The sequence below is a fragment of the Pseudoalteromonas sp. PA2MD11 genome, assembly GCF_017808125.1.
Lineage (GTDB): Bacteria > Pseudomonadota > Gammaproteobacteria > Enterobacterales > Alteromonadaceae > Pseudoalteromonas > Pseudoalteromonas simplex.
Window position 1 is genome coordinate 59,713 of sequence record NZ_JADKNF010000012.1, and the last position, 19,578, is coordinate 79,290.

23 protein-coding genes and 1 other RNA gene are annotated in these 19,578 nt (G+C 42.5%); 17 read left to right on the top strand and 7 right to left on the bottom strand.

From position 1 onward, the window contains the following. Window positions 1-125: 125 nt before the first annotated feature. The 7 genes from ISP07_RS13660 to murA are packed head-to-tail and all read left to right on the top strand — an operon-like array spanning window position 126 to window position 4,782. Complete coding sequence (locus ISP07_RS13660) at window positions 126-944, top strand: ATP-binding cassette domain-containing protein (protein ID WP_209327977.1); 819 nt, start codon at window positions 126-128, stop codon at window positions 942-944. After that, window positions 937-1,716: a lipid asymmetry maintenance ABC transporter permease subunit MlaE gene (gene mlaE / locus ISP07_RS13665; RefSeq protein WP_054554167.1), complete on the top strand. Its 780-nt coding sequence runs from the start codon at window positions 937-939 to the stop codon at window positions 1,714-1,716. The genes ISP07_RS13660 and mlaE overlap by 8 nt, the downstream gene beginning before the upstream one ends. A 13-nt stretch (window positions 1,717-1,729) precedes the next feature. Beyond that, on the top strand, window positions 1,730-2,278 hold the full coding sequence (gene mlaD / locus ISP07_RS13670) for an outer membrane lipid asymmetry maintenance protein MlaD (protein ID WP_054554168.1): 549 nt from the start codon (window positions 1,730-1,732) through the stop codon (window positions 2,276-2,278). A 32-nt stretch (window positions 2,279-2,310) separates the two neighbouring features. Further along, the gene (locus ISP07_RS13675) at window positions 2,311-2,958 is read left to right on the top strand and encodes an MlaC/ttg2D family ABC transporter substrate-binding protein (protein WP_371352324.1); all 648 of its coding nucleotides are present in this window, start codon (window positions 2,311-2,313) and stop codon (window positions 2,956-2,958) included. After that, window positions 2,951-3,244 carry an STAS domain-containing protein gene (locus ISP07_RS13680; RefSeq protein ID WP_054554170.1) on the top strand — a complete coding sequence of 98 codons (294 nt, stop codon included), beginning with the start codon at window positions 2,951-2,953 and terminating at the stop codon, window positions 3,242-3,244. The genes ISP07_RS13675 and ISP07_RS13680 overlap by 8 nt, the downstream gene beginning before the upstream one ends. A gap of 5 nt (window positions 3,245-3,249) precedes the next feature. Beyond that, window positions 3,250-3,507, top strand: a complete 258-nt coding sequence (locus ISP07_RS13685; RefSeq protein ID WP_054554171.1) for a BolA family protein — start codon at window positions 3,250-3,252, stop codon at window positions 3,505-3,507. 15 nt (window positions 3,508-3,522) lie between these two features. After that, window positions 3,523-4,782 carry a UDP-N-acetylglucosamine 1-carboxyvinyltransferase gene (murA, locus tag ISP07_RS13690; RefSeq protein WP_138602006.1) on the top strand — a complete coding sequence of 420 codons (1,260 nt, stop codon included), beginning with the start codon at window positions 3,523-3,525 and terminating at the stop codon, window positions 4,780-4,782. 67 nt (window positions 4,783-4,849) lie between these two features. Here the strand turns inward: murA and ISP07_RS13695 are convergent, their stop codons facing one another. The 3 genes from ISP07_RS13695 to ISP07_RS13705 form a co-directional block, all read right to left on the bottom strand. Then, on the bottom strand, window positions 4,850-5,932 hold the full coding sequence (locus ISP07_RS13695; RefSeq protein WP_166339581.1) for a trypsin-like peptidase domain-containing protein: 1,083 nt from the start codon (window positions 5,930-5,932) through the stop codon (window positions 4,850-4,852). A 98-nt stretch (window positions 5,933-6,030) separates the two neighbouring features. After that, window positions 6,031-7,383 (bottom strand): Do family serine endopeptidase, encoded by a 1,353-nt coding sequence (locus ISP07_RS13700; protein ID WP_138602010.1) that lies wholly within the window; start codon window positions 7,381-7,383, stop codon window positions 6,031-6,033. Between the two features lie 123 nt (window positions 7,384-7,506). Next, window positions 7,507-7,950, bottom strand: coding sequence for a YhcB family protein (locus ISP07_RS13705; protein WP_055020791.1), 444 nt, complete (start codon window positions 7,948-7,950; stop codon window positions 7,507-7,509). Window positions 7,951-8,128: 178 nt separating this feature from the next. Between ISP07_RS13705 and zapE the strand changes: the two genes are divergently transcribed. From zapE to ISP07_RS13745, 8 genes are all read left to right on the top strand, one after another. Further along, entirely contained in the window at window positions 8,129-9,217 is a 1,089-nt protein-coding gene (gene zapE / locus ISP07_RS13710; protein WP_054554176.1) for a cell division protein ZapE, read from the top strand. Between the two features lie 344 nt (window positions 9,218-9,561). Continuing rightward, window positions 9,562-9,990: a 50S ribosomal protein L13 gene (rplM, locus tag ISP07_RS13715; RefSeq protein WP_054561088.1), complete on the top strand. Its 429-nt coding sequence runs from the start codon at window positions 9,562-9,564 to the stop codon at window positions 9,988-9,990. Window positions 9,991-9,998: 8 nt separating this feature from the next. Continuing rightward, window positions 9,999-10,391 carry a 30S ribosomal protein S9 gene (rpsI, locus tag ISP07_RS13720; protein ID WP_095209788.1) on the top strand — a complete coding sequence of 131 codons (393 nt, stop codon included), beginning with the start codon at window positions 9,999-10,001 and terminating at the stop codon, window positions 10,389-10,391. 523 nt (window positions 10,392-10,914) lie between these two features. Continuing rightward, window positions 10,915-11,505, top strand: coding sequence for a ubiquinol-cytochrome c reductase iron-sulfur subunit (petA, locus tag ISP07_RS13725; RefSeq protein ID WP_054554178.1), 591 nt, complete (start codon window positions 10,915-10,917; stop codon window positions 11,503-11,505). Next, window positions 11,505-12,770 carry a cytochrome b gene (locus ISP07_RS13730; RefSeq protein ID WP_054554179.1) on the top strand — a complete coding sequence of 422 codons (1,266 nt, stop codon included), beginning with the start codon at window positions 11,505-11,507 and terminating at the stop codon, window positions 12,768-12,770. The genes petA and ISP07_RS13730 overlap by 1 nt, the downstream gene beginning before the upstream one ends. Next, window positions 12,767-13,504 (top strand): cytochrome c1, encoded by a 738-nt coding sequence (locus ISP07_RS13735; protein WP_054554180.1) that lies wholly within the window; start codon window positions 12,767-12,769, stop codon window positions 13,502-13,504. Before ISP07_RS13730 ends, ISP07_RS13735 begins: the two co-directional genes overlap by 4 nt. Before the next feature lie 79 nt (window positions 13,505-13,583). Beyond that, window positions 13,584-14,210 carry a stringent starvation protein SspA gene (sspA, locus tag ISP07_RS13740; protein ID WP_054554181.1) on the top strand — a complete coding sequence of 209 codons (627 nt, stop codon included), beginning with the start codon at window positions 13,584-13,586 and terminating at the stop codon, window positions 14,208-14,210. Continuing rightward, on the top strand, window positions 14,210-14,650 hold the full coding sequence (locus tag ISP07_RS13745) for a ClpXP protease specificity-enhancing factor (protein WP_054554182.1): 441 nt from the start codon (window positions 14,210-14,212) through the stop codon (window positions 14,648-14,650). The genes sspA and ISP07_RS13745 overlap by 1 nt, the downstream gene beginning before the upstream one ends. Before the next feature lie 65 nt (window positions 14,651-14,715). On the opposite strand, the gene dolP is transcribed toward ISP07_RS13745, so the two are convergent. The 4 genes from dolP to ISP07_RS13765 are packed head-to-tail and all read right to left on the bottom strand — an operon-like array spanning window position 14,716 to window position 18,188. Beyond that, the gene (gene dolP / locus ISP07_RS13750; RefSeq protein ID WP_054554183.1) at window positions 14,716-15,282 is read right to left on the bottom strand and encodes a division/outer membrane stress-associated lipid-binding lipoprotein; all 567 of its coding nucleotides are present in this window, start codon (window positions 15,280-15,282) and stop codon (window positions 14,716-14,718) included. Then, on the bottom strand, window positions 15,282-15,869 hold the full coding sequence (locus ISP07_RS13755; RefSeq protein WP_138602022.1) for an SIS domain-containing protein: 588 nt from the start codon (window positions 15,867-15,869) through the stop codon (window positions 15,282-15,284). The genes dolP and ISP07_RS13755 overlap by 1 nt, the downstream gene beginning before the upstream one ends. Window positions 15,870-15,901: 32 nt before the next feature. Beyond that, window positions 15,902-16,273 carry a YraN family protein gene (locus tag ISP07_RS13760; RefSeq protein ID WP_209327935.1) on the bottom strand — a complete coding sequence of 124 codons (372 nt, stop codon included), beginning with the start codon at window positions 16,271-16,273 and terminating at the stop codon, window positions 15,902-15,904. Window positions 16,274-16,310: 37 nt separating this feature from the next. Further along, window positions 16,311-18,188 (bottom strand): penicillin-binding protein activator, encoded by a 1,878-nt coding sequence (locus tag ISP07_RS13765; protein WP_209327936.1) that lies wholly within the window; start codon window positions 18,186-18,188, stop codon window positions 16,311-16,313. 61 nt (window positions 18,189-18,249) lie between these two features. On the opposite strand from ISP07_RS13765, the gene rsmI reads away from it, so the two are divergent. Both rsmI and rnpB read left to right on the top strand, forming a co-directional pair. After that, window positions 18,250-19,107: a 16S rRNA (cytidine(1402)-2'-O)-methyltransferase gene (rsmI, locus tag ISP07_RS13770; RefSeq protein WP_209327937.1), complete on the top strand. Its 858-nt coding sequence runs from the start codon at window positions 18,250-18,252 to the stop codon at window positions 19,105-19,107. A 42-nt stretch (window positions 19,108-19,149) separates the two neighbouring features. Then, window positions 19,150-19,515, top strand: an RNA gene (rnpB, locus tag ISP07_RS13775) — RNase P RNA component class A. Window positions 19,516-19,578 lie beyond the last annotated feature (63 nt).

Genomic DNA, 19,578 nt, shown 5'->3' on the forward strand with positions numbered 1-19,578 from the left:
GTGTCGTTAAGCTCTTTACAGCTAGCTTTAGAATTTATTGATAGAAAATATTACAAAATTTTACGATTTGTTTTTTCCATCTTGACTAAAAAACCCTTAAAATGGCAAAACTAGTGAAAAACGTTATGGAGAGCGACTTGTCGCAATCAATAGTAGAAATCAAGGATGTAACCTTTTCACGGGGCGATAGAATCATATATAAAAATATGAGTTTTAACATTCCGAAAGGCAAGATTACCGCTATCATGGGACCGAGCGGCATTGGTAAAACCACCATGTTACGCTTAATTGGCGGTCAGCTGAAGCCTGGCTCTGGTGACATTTTATTTGAAGGCAAAAGCATTCCTAGCATGACTCGCAAGGAACTTTATGCCGCCCGTACCAAAATGAGCATGCTGTTTCAAAGCGGCGCTTTATTTACCGATATGTCAGTGTTTGACAATATCGCCTTTCCTTTGCGCGAGCATACTCAGCTTAGCGAAGATTTAATCCGCCTTGTTGTTTTAATGAAATTACAAGCTGTTGGTCTGCGTGGTGCACAAGATTTAATGCCGTCTGAGCTTTCAGGTGGTATGGCTCGTCGTGCTGCTTTAGCGCGTTCAATTGCCCTTGATCCAGAACTTATCATGTATGATGAGCCTTTTGCTGGTCAAGATCCTATTTCCATGGGTGTGCTTGTTAAACTTATTAAGTCATTGAATGAGGTGTTAGGTTTATCATCACTGATCGTAACTCATGATGTAACAGAAGTTATGAGTATTGCCGACCACGTGATCATCATTGCTGATCAAGGAGTGATAGGCGAAGGGTCACCTGAGCAAATGCAAAACCATGAATCTGAGCTTGTGCAACAGTTCTTAAATGGTTTATCGGATGGCCCTGTGCCATTCCATTTCCCAGCTCCTGCGTATGATGATGAATTACTAGGAGTGCATAATGCTTGATCTATTCCAGAAGTTAGGTCACAAAACGCTAGGGCGCTTTGCCGCGCTTGGTCGTTCTACTCAAATGCTGTTTGGTGCACTCGTTAATGTGCCAAACTTTAAAAAAGGCACACCTTTACTTGTTCGCCAATTATATATGGTGGGCTCGCAATCTCTTTTGATCATCATGGTGTCAGGCCTATTTATCGGTATGGTGCTCGCTCTGCAAGGTTACACCGTATTAGTAGGCTATGGTGCTGAAGATAGCTTAGGACCCTTAGTGGCATTGAGCTTGTTACGTGAGTTAGGCCCTGTAGTAACAGCATTACTGTTTGCTGGTCGCGCGGGTAGTGCGCTTACTGCTGAAATCGGCTTAATGAAAGCGACTGAACAATTATCAAGTTTAGAAATGATGGCGATCGATCCACTTAAACGCATTATTGCACCGCGTTTTTGGGCTGGTTTTATCAGTATGCCATTGCTTGCACTAATATTTTCTGCGGTTGCTATTATCGGCGCTCATTTAGTGGGTGTTGATTGGCTTGGTGTTGACTCAGGAAGCTTCTGGTCAATCATGCAAGCACAAGTGTCGTTTCAACAAGATATTGTGAACGGCATGATTAAGAGTTTTGTATTCGCCATGATTGTGACGTGGATTGCACTTTACAAAGGCTATGACTGTGTTCCTACATCTGAGGGGATCAGTAAGGCCACAACAGAAACCGTTGTGCACTCGTCATTGGCAGTATTAGGTTTTGACTTTATTTTAACAGCGGTAATGTTTACCAGCTAATTAGGGGATTAAGATGAATTCACGGAAATTAGAAATATTAGTTGGCTTTTTTGTAGCCCTTGGTATCGCTGCATTTGCATTATTAGCATTTAAAGTTGCGAATGCTGGCATTAGTGGGAGTGGTGAAACTTACCAACTTAACGCAAAGTTTGAAAACATTGGCTCTTTAAAAGCAAGAGCGCCTATCAAAGTTGGTGGTGTGGTTGTTGGTCGAGTTGAATCTATTTTTATCCATCCAAAAGAGTTTGTGCCGGTGGTTAATATGGCGATTGATGCTAATTACTTATGTAAGTTTTCAGACACAACCTCAATCTCTATTTTAACATCAGGTATTTTAGGTGAACAGTATTTAGGTATTAACCCTGTTATTGCCCCAGAATCTGCTGAGCAGCGTTGTATGGGCAATGAAGTGACTGTTAATGAACAAGATGCTGGCTTAGATGAGTTGTTTGGTGTTGAAAGTAAGGCTCTTGCCAATGGTGACTACATTACCGACACAAAATCAGCATTAGTTTTAGAAGAATTGATAGGTCAGTTCTTATTCAACCAAGGAAGTGAATAATTATGTTTAAGAAGTTTTTAGTATGTTTGGGCATGCTGTTGACGTTAAATGTCAATGCAGCTGATGCAAATATTGATTTAAAAGATCCTTATAAAATGGTGCGTAAAGTATCTGATCATACGTTTGCGCGTATTTCTAAAGATCAGCCTCTAATTGCGAAAGATAAAGAGCATTTACGCGTTATCGTTGAAGAAGAGCTGATGCCTTACATAGACTACAAATATGCTGCACTGCGCGTATTAGGTAATCATGTATCAAAGGTGCGCGCTATCGAAGATAAAGAAGAAAAAGCGAAAGCAATTAAAGAGTTGCAGCGCTTTATTGATGTATTTCAAAAATATTTAATCGCCACTTACGCTGGCGTGTTTACACAGTACACTAACCAAAGCGTTGAGTTCGCACCTGCGCAGCCTTTCAAAGGCCAAGATGTCGTAGTAGTGAAAACAAAAATTGTTGAGCCGGGTAAGCCAGACATTAAAATCGATTTTAAGGTACGCGAGGATCGTGATGGTGATTGGCGAGCCTATGACATGATTGCGGAAGGTATTAGCTTATTAGATGCTAAACAAAGTGAATTACAAGGTATTTTACGCCAACAAGGTATAGAATATGTGAGTGATTTATTGGAGCAGAAGAGCCAGTTGCCAGTTCAGTTCAGAGGTGAAGGTGGCAATGAGTAAAGTCGAGATTACTCAACTTGAAGAGAATCAGTTTCGAGTCAGTGGCGAACTGACTCGAAATTCAATTGGTCGTGAACGGCTTCTGAACGTTAAGCCAGATACTAAGCATAAAACATGGTATTTTGACCTTTCTGGGCTTTCTAGGGTTGACACGGCGGGCTTAGCTTGGTTAATTCACTCTTTCGCAGAATTAAAGCAGCAAGGCATTCACCTTGAACTGCAAAATAGCCCTGAGCAATTGCAAAACTTAATGCAGTTGGGTCAGGTCACAAACTTATTTGAGTGAGATTTATGGAAACGAGCCAAGTCGAAACGTTATTACGCGACGAATTAAAACTAGATGAAGTGATTGTTAAAGCAAATGGTAGCCACTACGAAGTGATTGCTGTTGGTGAGTGTTTTGATGGTTTATCTCGCGTGAAGAAGCAACAGTTGGTTTATGCTCCGTTAATGTCAACAATCTCAGACGGTACAATCCACGCTGTATCTATCAAAGCGTTCACACCGACTGAATGGAAACGCGAACAAAAATTTATTTTACCTCAATAGTCGCAGGGCCTCCTAATGGATCAATTTGTTATTCAAGGTGGCACCTCGCTGGCAGGTGAAGTCACTATTTCTGGCGCTAAAAATGCCGCTCTTCCAATTCTTTTTGCTGCGCTTTTAGGGCAGGGCAAAAGTACCTTTAGTAATGTTCCTCGTTTACGCGATATCGGCACCACAGAAGCCTTGTTAAAAACGCTGGGTGCAAATGTCGAATGGCAGCAAGACAAACTAATCATTGATGGTGCGACGGTTGATAAAACGCTTGCACCGTACGAGCTGGTAAAGCAAATGCGTGCCTCTGTGCTTGCATTAGGCCCTTTAGTTGCCCGTTTTGGCCAAGCGCAAGTATCACTGCCAGGTGGTTGTGCGATTGGTGCCCGCCCAGTTGATATCCATATTCAAGGCCTCGAGCGCATGGGCGCTATCATCAAGGTTGAAAATGGTTACATCAACGCTAAGGTTGATGGTCGCTTAAAAGGCGCTGAAATCTTTATGGAGATGGTCAGTGTTGGCGCAACAGAAAACTTACTAATGGCAGCAACGCTGGCTGATGGTAAAACTGTACTTGAAAATGCCGCTCGCGAACCTGAAATTACCGATCTTGCTAATTGCTTAATTGCGATGGGTGCGAAGATCAGCGGTGCAGGCACTAGCCGTATCGAAATTGAAGGGGTTGAGTCACTATCGGGTTGTGAGTACAGCATTCTTCCTGATCGCATTGAAACAGGTACCTTCTTGGTTGCGGCGGCAATGGCTGGCGGTGAAGTGCTTTGTAAAAATACAGACCACCATAGTCTTGATCCTGTGATTGAAAAACTACGCGCTACCAATGCCTTGGTTGAAGTTACTGATAACAGCATTTACCTTGATATGCGTGGCCGCGAATTAAAAGCAGTTAATATTAAGACTATGCCACACCCGGGTTTCCCTACTGATATGCAAGCGCAATTTACAGCTTTAAATGTGGTAGCGAAAGGCAGTGCAACCATCACAGAAACGATTTTTGAAAACCGTTTTATGCACGTACCAGAGTTACAGCGTATGGGCGCAAACATTCGCTTAGAAGGTAATACGGCAATTTGTGGGGATACAGAAAGCCTATCAGGCGCGCAAGTGATGGCAACTGATTTACGTGCTTCAGCGAGCCTTATTTTGACAGGGATCGTTGCTCAAGGTGAGACTATTGTTGACCGCATCTATCACGTAGACCGTGGTTATCAACGCATTGAAGATAAGCTGAGTGCGCTAGGTGCTAATATCAAGCGCCGTTCAAGCTAATCGCTAAGACTTCCAAAAAAGGCCTAACACTTGTTAGGCCTTTTTTGTATCTGTATTACCTAAGTAACTACTGCTCGTCTTCGAGTTCTGCAACAGTCACCATTACTTTTAAGATTTTGCCATTGCGATATACTTCAAACTCAAGTTCTTTTCCTGGCTCTGTATTGGCCAGTTTCTCGAGCACTTGTTGTGGGTTTGCTACTGCAATACCGCCAATTTTAACTACAATATCTGTTTCTCTAATACCTGCTTTCCAGGCTGGGCCAAATGGATCAAGTTGAGAAATACGCATACCTGCAACAGGCGTAAAGTTATCGCTAACATCTTTACCTGTACTATCAATGCCGGTACCACTAAAGCCTAAATAGCCACGTACGACACGGCCATGCTTTATTAGTTTATCCATCACATCTTTGGCAATCGAGTAAGGCACCGCAAAGAAAATACCCTGAATATCGAGATTTTCATGAGTTTTAAATTGTGCCGAGGTAATACCGACTAAGTCACCTCTTGAATTGACTAACGCGCCACCTGAGTTGCCCACGTTAATCGCAGCATCCATCTGTAATAGGCTGCTGTAAGGGCTATCGATTAAGTTTTGTTTACCCGTCGCACTGATAATACCTTGGGTAATGGTTTGACCTAAGTTAAGCGGGTTACCTATCGCTAAAACAACATCACCTACACGTGGTTTAAATTTATCGTTCACAGGAATCTTTGGTAAATGCTCAGCGCTGATCTTTAACAGTGCTAAGTCTGTTTGAGTATCAAAACCAATCACTTGTACATCATAAAAACGACGGCCATCAGCGAGTGTAACGATAATGAGATCGGCATTTTTGATTACATGGTAGTTAGTCAAGATATAGCCGTCTTGGGTCATGATCACACCAGAGCCAAGAGCTTGAACGGTGTTCTGACGTTTATAGCGCGGTTGATTCGAAATGCTTTCTGAAAAAATAGTAACAACCGACGGCGCTGCTTTTTGTACTGCATCAGCAAAGCTCATATGTTCAGAGGATATCGCTGCAGGTAAATTCATATCTGGTAACAGTGTGCTACGAAGGCTTGGGCTAAATAAAACCACTAAAAAGGCAATGCCTAAACCAGTGAAAAGCGGTGGAAGGATAAATTTTAAAAGTTTCAGCACAGTATTCTTATTATCAGTGAGCAATCCCTTAATGATGGCACAAAAAAAATAACAGCGGCAAGCACCGCTGTTATATTTTCATGATTTATCAACTAGGTTTACTGAATAAGTACGAAAATAAGCTCTCTACCTCGTTTAACACCTAGTACGATGTTACCCTTGGTATTTTCGATGATCTTATTCATGTCGCGGATTGTTTCAACGCGTTGACGGTTCACTTGCATGATCACATCACCTTCTTCAAGGCCGACACGAGCAGCTGGAGAACGTGCTTGTACGCCGGTTACTTCAACACCCTTACCATCACTCTTCTGGGTATTTTCTAATGTCGCTCCTTGGAAAGCTGGGTGTGTTTCTTCGCCAGCAGCAGTCGTTGCTGATGCACCATCTAATGTGACATTAACGGTTTTGATTTTGCCATCTCGGTAAATGCCTAGTTTTACTTTTTTGCCTTCGCCAAGGGTAGCAATTTTACTGCGTAATTCATGGAAACCACTAATTTCAGTACCATCAACGCTAATGATTACATCACCCGCTTTGATACCCGCTTTACTTGCTGCTGTATCATCCATTACTTGCATAACATAAGCGCCTTGTTTTACGTCTAGCTGTTGTGCTTTAGCGAGGCCTGCATCAAGTGGTCGACCTGAAATACCCAGCGAGCCACGACGCACTTCACCGTGTTCGATGATCTGATCAACAAGGTTTTTCATCATGGTAGATGGAATGGCAAAACCAATCCCCACATTACCACCTGATGCACCTAAGATAGCAGTGTTGATACCAATCAGTTCACCATTAAGGTTAACTAACGCGCCGCCTGAGTTGCCTTGGTTGATAGCTGCATCGGTTTGAATAAAGTCTTCATAGCCCTCTATATTTAAACCGCTACGGCCAAGGGCACTGACGATACCTGATGTTACTGTGTGACTTAAACCAAATGGATTACCAATGGCAACTGCGAAGTCTCCTACACGTAACTGATCTGAATCGGCAATTTTAAGCGCTGTTAAGTCTTCAGCATCAATTTGCAGCAAGGCAATATCTGACTCTTTATCGCTACCAATTTTGGTCGCGTCATATTCGCGGCCATCTTCTAAGGTCACCACCATTTTTTCGGCATCTTCGATAACATGGTTATTAGTAACCACGTACCCTTCGTCTGCATCAATGATCACACCTGAGCCTAGGCCACTAAATTCACGCTTTTGACTGCCACCACGAGGAACACCAAAAAAGTCATCAAATGGAGTCGCACGGCGGCGAACTTCTTTGGAGCCTGATACTTGAATGCTCACCACGCCCGGTGTGATTTGCTCAAGCATAGGTGCGAGGGTTGGCAATTGTTGACCATTTACAGCAACAGGAAGTTTTGCCATTGAAATTGCAGGGCTTAATAATAAGCTAGAAGATAAAATAGCAGCACTGATAACAGATAATTTCATTTTCATAGTCTGGGTTTACTCCACTTCAGAGATAAAGCAAAAACTAAAAAGGGCTGCATAAGCAGCCCTTTTCTTGGTTTAGATATAAAGCTGTTATATCTAATGACTATGGGGTCAAAAAAAAGTTCATCAAGAGGCTTTAGAATGTTCTGAAACTTTCTCTGAGCCAGTGAACAAGCCCGTTTCACCAACAACATAGTCAGCAGGCTGAGCTTCAGCACTTGAACGATCGCCTCTGCGGTCTTGTAATGAGTTTTGTAATTGCTCAGTTGTTTCTTTAGAAAAGAACGGCTCATTTGGGTGCTGTTTTTTATCAGCAAGTAGTAGCTTATTTGTCTCTTCTACATGGTTCAGTAGCTGGTCGTAGTTATCTTTCATTTTAGATACTAGCTTACCTGTGCTCGCTAGATGATCAGCTACATCTTGACGATATTGTTCAAGTGCATTGTTAGCTTGCTCGACTTGTTGTTCTAGTTCGTCTTGCTTAAATTGTTTTTTGGTTACAAAAGCACCAATGAAGAATGCTGAAATTGCAACGATGATTAGAATACCTATCCAGGTAATTGTGCCCATAAATCTACCCCTTTGGGAAAAAATAACAAAAACAAATGCTTTAAAAGCATTTATAGTCCAATCATTATTAAAATATGCTTAATTTGATTGTGAAATCATACTGCGGGCTAATATACCCTGAGATACGATGCGTGTTAATATACTGTGCAAATTTAACTGTGTTTTATTGTAACGACCTATGACTCCTTGGCAGAAATACCAACAAGATTTACAACGTGAAGACTTTGTACATGATGCAGCGCAAGAAAATGCAGTGCGCCATTTGCAAAGACTCTATGATGACCTAACGGCAGACAAACCGGCCGCGAAGGGGTGGTTTGCCAAACTATTCTCTAAAGATAGCACGCCAAGTATAAAAGGGCTGTATTTTTGGGGCGGAGTAGGTAGAGGTAAGACCTATTTAGTTGATACGTTCTACGAAGCTTTACCTACTGATCGTAAGATGCGTGTGCACTTTCACCGTTTTATGCATCGCGTGCATGATGAGCTGAAAAAGTTAAAAAATACCAGTAATCCATTAAATGTGGTTGCAGATATCTTTAAATCAGAAACAGATATTATCTGTTTTGATGAATTTTTTGTGCAAGATATCACTGATGCAATGCTGCTAGGTGGTTTGATGGAAGCCTTATTTGAGCGCGGCATTGTGCTGGTAGCTACGTCAAACATCGTGCCTGATGAGCTGTATCGAAACGGTTTGCAGCGTGCACGTTTCTTACCAGCAATTGAGTTGGTAAAAGCCAACACCGAAATTGTTAATGTAGACTCGGGGGTTGATTATCGCTTACGTACTCTTGAGCAAGCCGAAATTTTCCACAGTCCGCTTGATAAGCAAGCTGATGATAATTTATTTGAATACTTCGATAAGTTGTCACCTGAGCCGGGTGTGCTCGATAAAGAAATTGAAATTGAAGGGCGGATGATCAAAACCCGTAAAGTGTCTGACTGTATTGCTATGTTTGAGTTTAGTGAACTATGCGAAACAGCCCGCAGCCAAGTTGATTACATGGAAATAAGCCGACTTTATAACACGGTGATTTTGTCGAACGTAAAAGCTCTTGGTCAAGCCAATGATGATGCGGCACGTCGTTTTATCGCGTTAGTGGATGAATTCTACGAGCGTCATGTAACGCTGATTATCTCTGCTGAAAAGCCAATAACCGAGCTATATAGCGAAGGTAACTTAAATTTTGAATTTAAGCGCTGTATTAGTCGACTACAAGAAATGCAATCGCTAGAGTATTTAGCAAAAGAGCATTTAGCTTAGTGAGCTTTCAGCCGTCAGCTGTCAGTTTTTAGCTGATCGGTGTTGAATGTAAGGCGCGCCAAGCAAGCGTGACGCCCACGATTGATGTAGGCGTGAAATTTATTTCGCGCGCACTTAGCTGATAGCCGATTTTCTCGAATAAAAAACAACCATCATATAGCAATGTGGTTCAAGTGCTGGTATACTCCCGCGTCTGCCACGTTGCGTTCTATTGCCAGATATTAGTTTAGCCTCTAATTGATGGCTCAAAGTCTTAAACTCGAAGGGGTTAAAGCATTCAACTTAGAGCGGTAATTAATAATAATTACCTGTGGTTTTAATTAAAAAACATTGGATTTTAATAAATGAAAACGTTTGTTGCTAAGCCAGAAACAGTAAAACGTGACTGGTACGTAGTTGACGCTGAAGGTAAAACTTTAGGTCGCATCGCTACTGAAATCGCTCGTCGCCTACGCGGTAAGCATAAAGCTGAATACACTCCTCACGTAGATACTGGTGATTACATCATCGTTATCAACGCTGAGAAAGTTACTGTTACTGGTAATAAAGCAAAAGACAAAATGTACTACGCTCATACTGGTTTCCCAGGTGGTCTTAAGTCTACTACTTTCGACAAGCTTCAAGCTGCAAAGCCTGAAATGATCATCGAAAAAGCTGTTAAAGGCATGTTGCCACGTGGTCCTTTAGGCCGCGCAATGTACCGTAAACTTAAAGTTTACTCAGGTACTGAGCACAACCATGCTGCACAACAGCCTCAGGTTCTAGACATTTAAGGAGCACTATCATGGCAAATCAATACTACGGTACAGGTCGTCGTAAAAGTTCAAGTGCTCGCGTATTCTTACGCCCAGGCACTGGTAACATCGTAATCAACAAGCGCTCTCTAGAAGAGTACTTCGGTCGTGAGACTGCTCGCATGGTTGTTCGTCAAGCATTAGAGCACGTAGAAATGACTGAAAAGTTTGACCTACACATCACTGTTTCAGGTGGTGGTACAACTGGTCAAGCTGGTGCTATCCGTCACGGTATCACTCGTGCACTTATGGAGTTTGACGAGTCTCTACGTCCTACACTTCGTAAAGCAGGTTTCGTTACACGTGATGCACGTAAAGTTGAGCGTAAGAAAGTGGGTCTTAAGAAAGCACGTAAGCGTCCACAATTCTCAAAACGTTAATATTTACGTTTATCAGAATACCAAAAACCCAGCTTCGGCTGGGTTTTTTGTTTTTGGAGCTGATAGCTGATAGCTGAAGTACAAAAACCTACCTTTTTTCGTTCGATATTTAACCGCTGTTAATAATTAGTACGTATTACAGTAAAAAAACTTCAAGATTTAGCAAAATTAGCTTAAATCCATCAGTTAATTGATGAAATTTTTTGCTACAATTGGGGGGCAAGTAATGTGAGTGAGTTCAACAACAGCTAATGCAGAATTCTGTTTCCTCTTAGTGAGGTTGATCTTGGTCAGTATATTGTTTTTTTATATGCGTTATCATAACCAGCGGCTTCATACTCGAGCTAACCTAAATTAATAATCTATTAAATAGGGTTTATTCGAGCATGAGACTGTGAATAACCTTGTTTTAATCAAGGGTTTTAATTATGATCGCGTCTATTTTGAAATTTCTAAAAATTAACCTGCTGTAACTGATGTTCTCAATATGGCAAGTGTTGGGAATCATAGTGGAGATAAGTGGATGAGCAATGCGCCTGTAGACAATGGCCGACGTCGCTTTTTAACCATAGCTACCTCTGTTGTTGGTGGTGTTGGTGCGGCTGGGGCTGCTGTTCCTTTTATTGCGTCTTGGAATCCAAGTGAGCGAGCTAAATCTGCGGGTGCGCCTGTAGAAGTAGATATCAGCAAGCTTGAGCCAGGACAATTAATACGTGTTGAGTGGCGAGGAAAACCTGTTTGGGTTATTAATCGTACACCAAGAATGCTTGAACAGATGAAAGAACATGAAGGTCAACTTCGTGATCCTGCGTCTGAAGAGCCTCAACAACCTGAATCATCAACCAATGAATATCGTTCGCAACGTCCTGAGATCTTCGTTGCTGTTGGTATTTGTACGCACTTAGGTTGTTCTCCTAGCTTCCTACAAGGTGGCTTTGGTGAGAAAGTAGAGGGCACAGACGACGGTTTCTTCTGTCCGTGTCACGGTTCTAAATTTGATATGGCTGGTCGTGTATTCCAATCTGTACCTGCACCATTAAATCTAGAAATTCCTCCGTATACCTTCCTTGATGACACGACTATTCTAGTCGGTGAAGAAAAAGGAGTGGCGTGATGTTTGGTAAAATTATTGGTTGGATCGACGATCGTATTCCAATGACACGTGTTTGGAACATGCATATTGCACAGTATCCAGCACCAAAAAACTTTAACTTCTGGTACTTCTTTGGCTCTCTAGCCATGTTAGTACTTGTTAACCAAATCGTAACTGGTATCTGGTTAACAATGAACTTTGTACCATCTGCTGAAGGTGCTTTCGCATCGGTAGAATACATCATGCGTGATGTTGAATACGGTTGGTTACTTCGTTACCTTCACTCAACAGGTGCATCAGCGTTCTTTATCGTTGTATACCTGCACATGTTCCGTGGCATGATCTACGGTTCTTACCAAAAACCACGTGAATTACTGTGGTTATTCGGTATGTTCATCTTCTTAGCGCTTATGGCTGAAGCTTTCATGGGTTACTTACTTCCTTGGGGACAAATGTCTTTCTGGGGTGCACAGGTAATCATTTCACTATTCGGTGCGATTCCGGTTATTGGTGATGATTTAACGCTTTGGATCCGTGGTGACTACGTAATTTCTGGTGCTACGCTTAACCGCTTCTTTGCACTACACGTAATTGCATTACCTTTAGTAATCGTTATCTTAGTATTCTTACACATTGTTGCACTACACGAAGTGGGTTCAAACAACCCAGATGGTGTTGAAATCAAGCGTAAGAAAGGCACTGTAGCTGAAGAAGATAAGCCTAAATTCAAATTCCACGAGTATTACACCAACAAGAAAGACATTGTTGATGCAATCCCGTTCCACCCTTACTACACAGTAAAAGATATTGTGGGTGTGGTTGGTTTCTTAATCTTATTCTGTTGGGTTGTATTCTTTATGCCTGCGATGAATGGTTTCTTCTTAGAAGCGCCAAACTTCGAAGCAGCTAACCCACTGAAAACACCAGAGCACATTTTCCCAGTTTGGTACTTTACGCCATTCTACGCAATCCTGCGTGCAATCCCTAACAAGTTAATGGGTGTTGTGGCGATGGGTGCATCTATCGTAGTGCTTGCGTTACTACCTTGGATTGACCGTGGTTCGGTTCGCTCTATTCGTTATCGTTGTGGCTTACACAAGTTAAACATCGCACAATTCGTGGTAACTTTCGTTATCTTGGGTTGGGTTGGTGCTACACCACAAACTGATTTCAAAACGCTGTTATCGCAAATCACGACTGTGACATACTTCATGTTCTTCGTATTGTTATTTGTTTACAGCAAGAATGAGAAAACTAAGCCATTACCAACGAGGTTGACGAAATGATGAAAAAGCTAATTATCGGTTTATTCGCATTGTTGCCATCGTTGACAATGGCAGCAGGTCCTTCGGTTCCTTTAATGGATGCGAACATTGACCTTAAAGATAACGCATCTTTACAGCGCGGTGCTAAATTGTTCATGAACTACTGTCTTGGTTGTCACCAAATGCAGTATCAACGTTATGAGCGTACGTTCCGCGATATCGGTATTCCTACTGAGATTGGTCAAGAGCAATTAATTTTTGATGGCTCAAAAGTAGGTAGCCACATCAAAAATGCGATTGATAAAGATGACGCAGCTAAATGGTTTGGCGCAGCGCCACCGGATCTTACGCTTGTAGCGCGAGTTCGTGGTACTGACTGGATCTATACTTACCTGAAGTCATTCTATAAAGATGAATCTCGTCCGTTTGGCGTAAACAACGTTGTTTTCCCATCGGTAGGTATGCCACACGTTCTTCAAGAGCTACAAGGTTTACCAACACCAATCACTGAAGAAGTGGAAGAACATGGTCACACTGTGACTAAAGTTGTTGGCGTTGAAACAGATGGTTCTGGTGAAATGAGTGTTGACGAGTACGATCGTGCTGCTCGTGACTTAACTAACTTCTTAGCTTACGTTGGCGAGCCGTCACGTTTAGAGTCAGAAGCGTTAGGTCTTAAGGTAATTGGTTTCCTAGTGATTCTATTTATCTTGGCATTCATGCTGAAGAAAGAATACTGGAGAGATGTTCACTAATCCTGGGCATTTTGAAAGGTAGTTTTGTGATAGGGGCTTAAGCCCCTATTGCTGTTTTTGTAATATAATGGAGGTAGGCATGGCCGTAGCTGCCAATAAGCGCCCTGTAATGACCCTGTTTTCTGGTGCTAACTGTATGTATAGCCATCAAGTACGTATCGTACTTGCTGAAAAAGGTGTAAGTGTTGACATTCACCTGGCTGAAAAGGATAACCTGCCAGAAGCACTTCATGAGATTAACCCTTACGGTACAGTACCAACACTGATCGATCGTGAGCTTGGTTTATATCAGGCAAACATTATCATGGAATACCTTGATGAACGTTTCCCTCATCCTCCACTAATGCCAGTTTATCCGGTTATGCGTGGCCGTAGTCGTCTGATGATGCATCGTATCGACACGGATTGGTATAGCCTAGCTAACAAAATCACTAGCGGTAGCAGCGAAGCTGCGCAAGCACGTAAAGAACTTACAGAAGCGTTACTTGCAATTGCACCAATCTTCTCTGAAGCACCTTACTTCATGAGTGAAGAGTTCAGCTTAGTTGATTGTTACTTAGCACCACTACTTTGGCGTTTACCTGAGCTTGGCATTGAGCTTAATGGTGCAGGCGCGAAAGAGCTTAAAGAATACATGTTGCGTTTATTTGAGCGTGAATCATTCCAAGCTTCACTAACTGAAGCTGAGCGTGAGATTCGTTTATAATGACGCCTAATCGTCCTTATTTGCTACGCGCCTTCTTTGATTGGATTGTTGATAATCAGTGCACACCACACTTAGTGGTTAACGCTGATTTTCCTGCTGTACAAGTACCAACACAGTTTGTGCAAGACGGTCAGATCGTTTTGAACATTAGCCCATCAGCGGTAACACAATTTGCAATGGACAACCAACAGCTTAGCTTTAATGCGCGCTTTGGTGGCCAACCAATGCAAGTGTACGTACCTATGGGTGCTGTGCTCGCAATTTATGCACGTGAGAATGGTGAAGGGACTGTATTTACTGCAGAAGAATTCATCGAGGACGAAGACGATTTTGCTCCGGTATTAGAAAGTGTTGAAACACCTGACGATATTACGCCAGATGATGAACCACCTGCTAAACCAGAGAAGAAAAAAGGTGCTCACTTACGAGTGATTAAGTAACCTTAGTCAGACAAAAGAAAACCCGCTATTTAGCGGGTTTTTTATTATTAATTAACTATTTAGCGTTACAGATATTCAAACACTTTAATAACACGTTCAACGCCTGATACGTTACGTGCTACATCAACCGCCAAATTCGCTTCAGAATCGCTCACTAAGCCCATTAAAAAGACTTCGCCATTCTCTGTTACTACTTTGATGTTATTGCTGCTGATGCTTTCTGTGGTGAGCAATTGCGTTTTCACTTTAGAAGTTAACCAAGAGTCGTGCGTTTGCGTACTCATACCAATATTTGAACCAATGCGAATTTGGTTGTGGATTTTACGAATGCCATCAACGCCTTCAATAGCGCGTTGTGCTTCGTCTTTCATTTCTGCGTTAGCAACTTGGCCAATCATAAGCACAATACCATTAACGCTAATGACGTTTACGTTGGCAAATTTATGTAGTCGCTCATTTTCGCTAATAGCGATAGAGCTTTTAATTTCGATGTTGTTATCGTCGATTTGTGAACCGATTGTGCGGCGATCATTCGCGGCAGTTACAGCGCCCGCTGTACCGGCGACAACGGCAGCTGCACAGCCTTGCAGCAATAAAACGGTACTAATAACAATTAAAGACTGTTTAAACATTAATTTTCTTCCTGTGGGAATAAGGTTAAATCGATAAGTTCACTGAGGCAGTGCAAATTCACTAAATGCGACTCAACGATACGGCTTGGGCGCTTTGATGGCACACGAATTTCAACGTCATTTGGGCCAAGTAAGCCAACTAATTCACCACCGTCATCACCAACAAGCACAATCACTTTCATATCACGAGTCAGTGCCGCTTCAACTGCTGAGATAATTTGCTTTTCATTACCATTAACTGCAATTGCTAATAAAAGGTCGCCTTGCTGAGCAAATGCACGAATTTGTCGTGCAAAGGTTTCGTGCTCATCGTTATTGGCTGCTGCGCCTAAGTTAACTTGATCTTGTGCAAGCGCAACTGCGGGTAGGCAAGGGCGCTCGGTTTCATAAAAGTTAATTAATAGCCCTGCCATGTGCTGTGCCAACATATGACAGCTAGGAGTGCCACAACATAGCAGCTTATTGCCGTTAATGAGGCTTTGTGCAATGGTGAATGCTGCTGATTCAAGTGCGCTTGGCAGTACTTCACCTGCCGCTATTTGAACTTGAATATTTTCAGTAAAGATTTTTTTTATCGTTTCTTGCATAACCTACCAAATTAAGCCGACGCCAAACGGCGTTAGTAAACATTTTTAAACCAGTTTAGGGTGCTGTTAAGCTCACCTGTTATAGCGACATAATCTATCCGTATAGACTGGTTTGAGATTTTTTTCTCGGCAAGATAATGGCTAATCGTGCGCCTTAATCGTTGCTGCTTTTGTTTGCTGAGCGCATAGTTTGCGCCACCACGCAAGGCGTTTTTTCTAAATTTTACTTCTACAAATACCAGCGTTTGCCCGTCACGCATTATTAGGTCTAGCTCACCGTATTTACATAAGTAATTGCGTTCAATGGCTTTTAAACCATGTTGTATTAAATATTGTTCAGCCTGTTTTTCGTAATACAGGCCTTTTTCGCGGCTATTTTGCCATAATTGCTTAAACCAAGACATAGCTTCATCCTTGAGCTATTACTACGTTTTAAAAAGCTTATTCAGCAGCGTTAATTCCAAAGGCAGATTGCATAAATAATGGAATTGGTTGCTCAGTCGCTAAATCAACCGCAATAATTTGTTTATTTTTGTACTGTGCCCAATCTAAAGTGCGCGTAACATAGCCATTGCTGGCAATGCTCAGTTGACCACTGATACCACTAAAGCGTTTACCTTGCACCATGCTTAATTGCTTCACATCACCTAGCATACTGGCTGCATCAAATGCCATGGCAAATAAGCGCTGGCTTATATCTGCGTTTTCTGGCCATAAACTTTCGTATTGCTGGCGTAAATTGTGTTGTTGAATTTGACCATCAAGCATCCAAGGTAGTTCCGTAAAATAAAGGCCATCTAAATCGCCTTTGTCGGTTCTATCGATTTGCTTACTGTGGCTTTTTGAGCTGGCATAAAGCGGAATACGCTCAGCAAAAGTACTTACGTTTACGTCTAAATAGGGCTTGATTAAACGCGTTTCAGTAGCATCACCTAAAATATAAATCACATCAATGTCGCTGCGCGAGCGAGTTTCACTTTCAACTTCTTGCTTGAATAACGATTTGGCAACTTTAATACGCTCTTTGCTTTGGTCTACTTCAAGTAAGCCAGTGATTGTTTTCGGCATATCTTCTTTACCAGCGTAAAAGCCAATTTGAGGTTTAACTTCGCTGTAGCGTTGCCACTGCGTATTGAAGTATTCAACTAGGCGTTGGCCGTTACTATTATTTGGTGCTAGCAGCATCGGCTTTTGATAGCCCGCTGTTAAAAATCGCTCTAACGCTTGCTGAACTTCATGTTCAGGACTTAAAGCAAAGAAAAAGTGCTGCTGTGAAATTCGCTCACCATCAAAGGTGTTTAAATGCATCACTGGGTAATCAACTAGTGTTTGCGCGTTGGTTAGCTTTTCGATATTAGTTTTTAATAAAGGGCCGATAACAAAATCAGCATTAAATTCGCTGAGTTTAAGTGTAATTTCAGCGGCTGATAGCGACTCATCAATAAATAATGTTTGTTCTAATGATTTTCCATCTAAGGCAGCAAGCACACCTGCTTTTAGTGCATCACCTAATCGCTCATTGGCGCCTGATTGAGGGAGTAGTACTGCGAGGCGGTTTACATTTAAAGGTTCAATTTGTACTAGCTCTGTTACCTTTTTAGGCAGCACCTCAGCTGCTGGGTGACCCGGGTAGCGACGCAGCCAGTTGTTCATTGCTTGATGAAGCTCAACAGGCGCACCTAAATACACTTGATGATAAAGCGCTAAATTGACCCAACCTTGTTGCACCACAGAGCCACGATTAAAACGCTCAAGTGCATAAGATGAAAGTTGGGTTAGGCTTTGCCATAAATCTTTGTTTAAATTCGCAACAGTAAAGTTATTTTCGCTGCTAAGTGTTGATGCTTTAAAAAAGAAAGGCATTGCCCGTTTTGGCATACCTTGCGATGCATAAACGCGCGCAGTTAAATATTGGTGCCATGCTTGATGTTCAGGCTGGCGTAACTGTGGCTCGAGCTGCTGTAACTGAGCTAAAGCTAAATCACTTTTGCCTTGATGCTCTTGTGCAAGGGCAATGTAAAGTTTGTTTTGAATTTGGTCTACACTTGGGGTCGCTTCTAGTTCAAGGCAGACTTTTTCTAGTAGAGCCCAGCGCTCTTCACTGATAGCCGCATCACGCGCAGTGTATAAAAGCTGTATTTTATCTGCGCCTTGACGATTTAGCGCTGCTTGGTACATAGATTGTGCGTCGGTTAGCTGTGATAGGGCAATACTCGATTGGCCCGATTGATTTTCTGCACTATTTCGAGGTTTTTCGGTTGTGCTACAAGCCGATAACCCTGACAATACAATTAATAGACTAACAAGTTTAAGTCGCACAATGATTTCCCGATACGTTAACGCGATTTGCTTATATTACTGACTGACGCAGGAGACCTCAATGTTAAATGAGGACAATTCAGATAAAATCGGCACTCTTTACATTGTTGCCACGCCTATAGGTAACTTTGATGACATCAGCCAGCGTGCCATCCAAACCCTATCTGAGGTTGACTTAATAGCCGCTGAAGATACTCGTCACACAGGAAAGTTGTTAAGCCATTTTAATATCAAAGCAAAAACCTTTGCTTTACATGACCATAACGAGAAACAAAAAGCGCAACAAATTGTAGATTGGTTAGAGCAAGGAATGAACATTGCACTGGTATCTGACGCCGGCACGCCACTTATTAGCGACCCAGGTTATGCGGTGGTTAATTTATGCCGTGAACAAGGCGCGCACGTCACGCCGGTGCCGGGGGCATGTGCTGCAATTACCGCTGTATGTTGTTCTGGTTTACCAACAGATCGTTTTCAGTTTATTGGTTTTACACCAGCAAAGAGTAAAGCAAGGCAGAGCTTTTTTATCGAAGCGGTAAACTCAGGTATTACTAGCATCATGTATGAAAGCACCCACCGTATAATGGCGAGCCTTGATGATTTAGAAGCAGCGCTCGGTACAGAGCAGCCTGTAGTGTTTGCAAAAGAGCTTACTAAAACATTCGAAACCTTTTTCAATGGCACGGTTGCTGAGTTAAAACAGTTTTTAACGGATGATCCAACTAAGCAGCGCGGTGAAATCGTACTGATGCTACCGGGTAAAGCGAAGCAAAGTGACGATATTCCAGAAGATGCGCGCCGCATGCTCGGTTTACTCGAAGCCGAAATGCCACTGAAAAAAGCCTGTGGTGTTGTGGCTGAGTATTTTGGTTTGAAGAAAAACGCACTTTATAAAGCAATTATTGACGAAAAAGGCTAATTCTTTACTGCATAGACGTGCGCGCTCAGGTATACTGCGCGCCGAGTCAGCCGAGATAATCGCTGCCTGCAACGAAAATGCGCAGGGGGAGGAAAGTCCGGGCTCCACAGGGCAGGGTGCCAGCTAACGGCTGGGGGGCGCGAGCCTACGACAAGTGCAGCAGAGAGGAGACCGCCAACTTCGGTTGGTAAGGGTGAAAGGGTGCGGTAAGAGCGCACCGGGCCACTGGTAACAGTTGGTTGCAAGGTAAACTCCACCCGGAGCAAGACCAAATAGGGTTCTATCATTTTAAATAATGAACGCGTGGCCCACGTGAGAACCGGGTAGGTTGCTTGAGCCATAGAGCAATTTATGGCCTAGACGAATGATTATCCACGACAGAACCCGGCTTATTGGCTGACTCACCAAATCATATTAAAGCCCGTAGTGAATGCTACGGGCTTTTTGTTTTTTAGGGCTTAGAAAATCCAC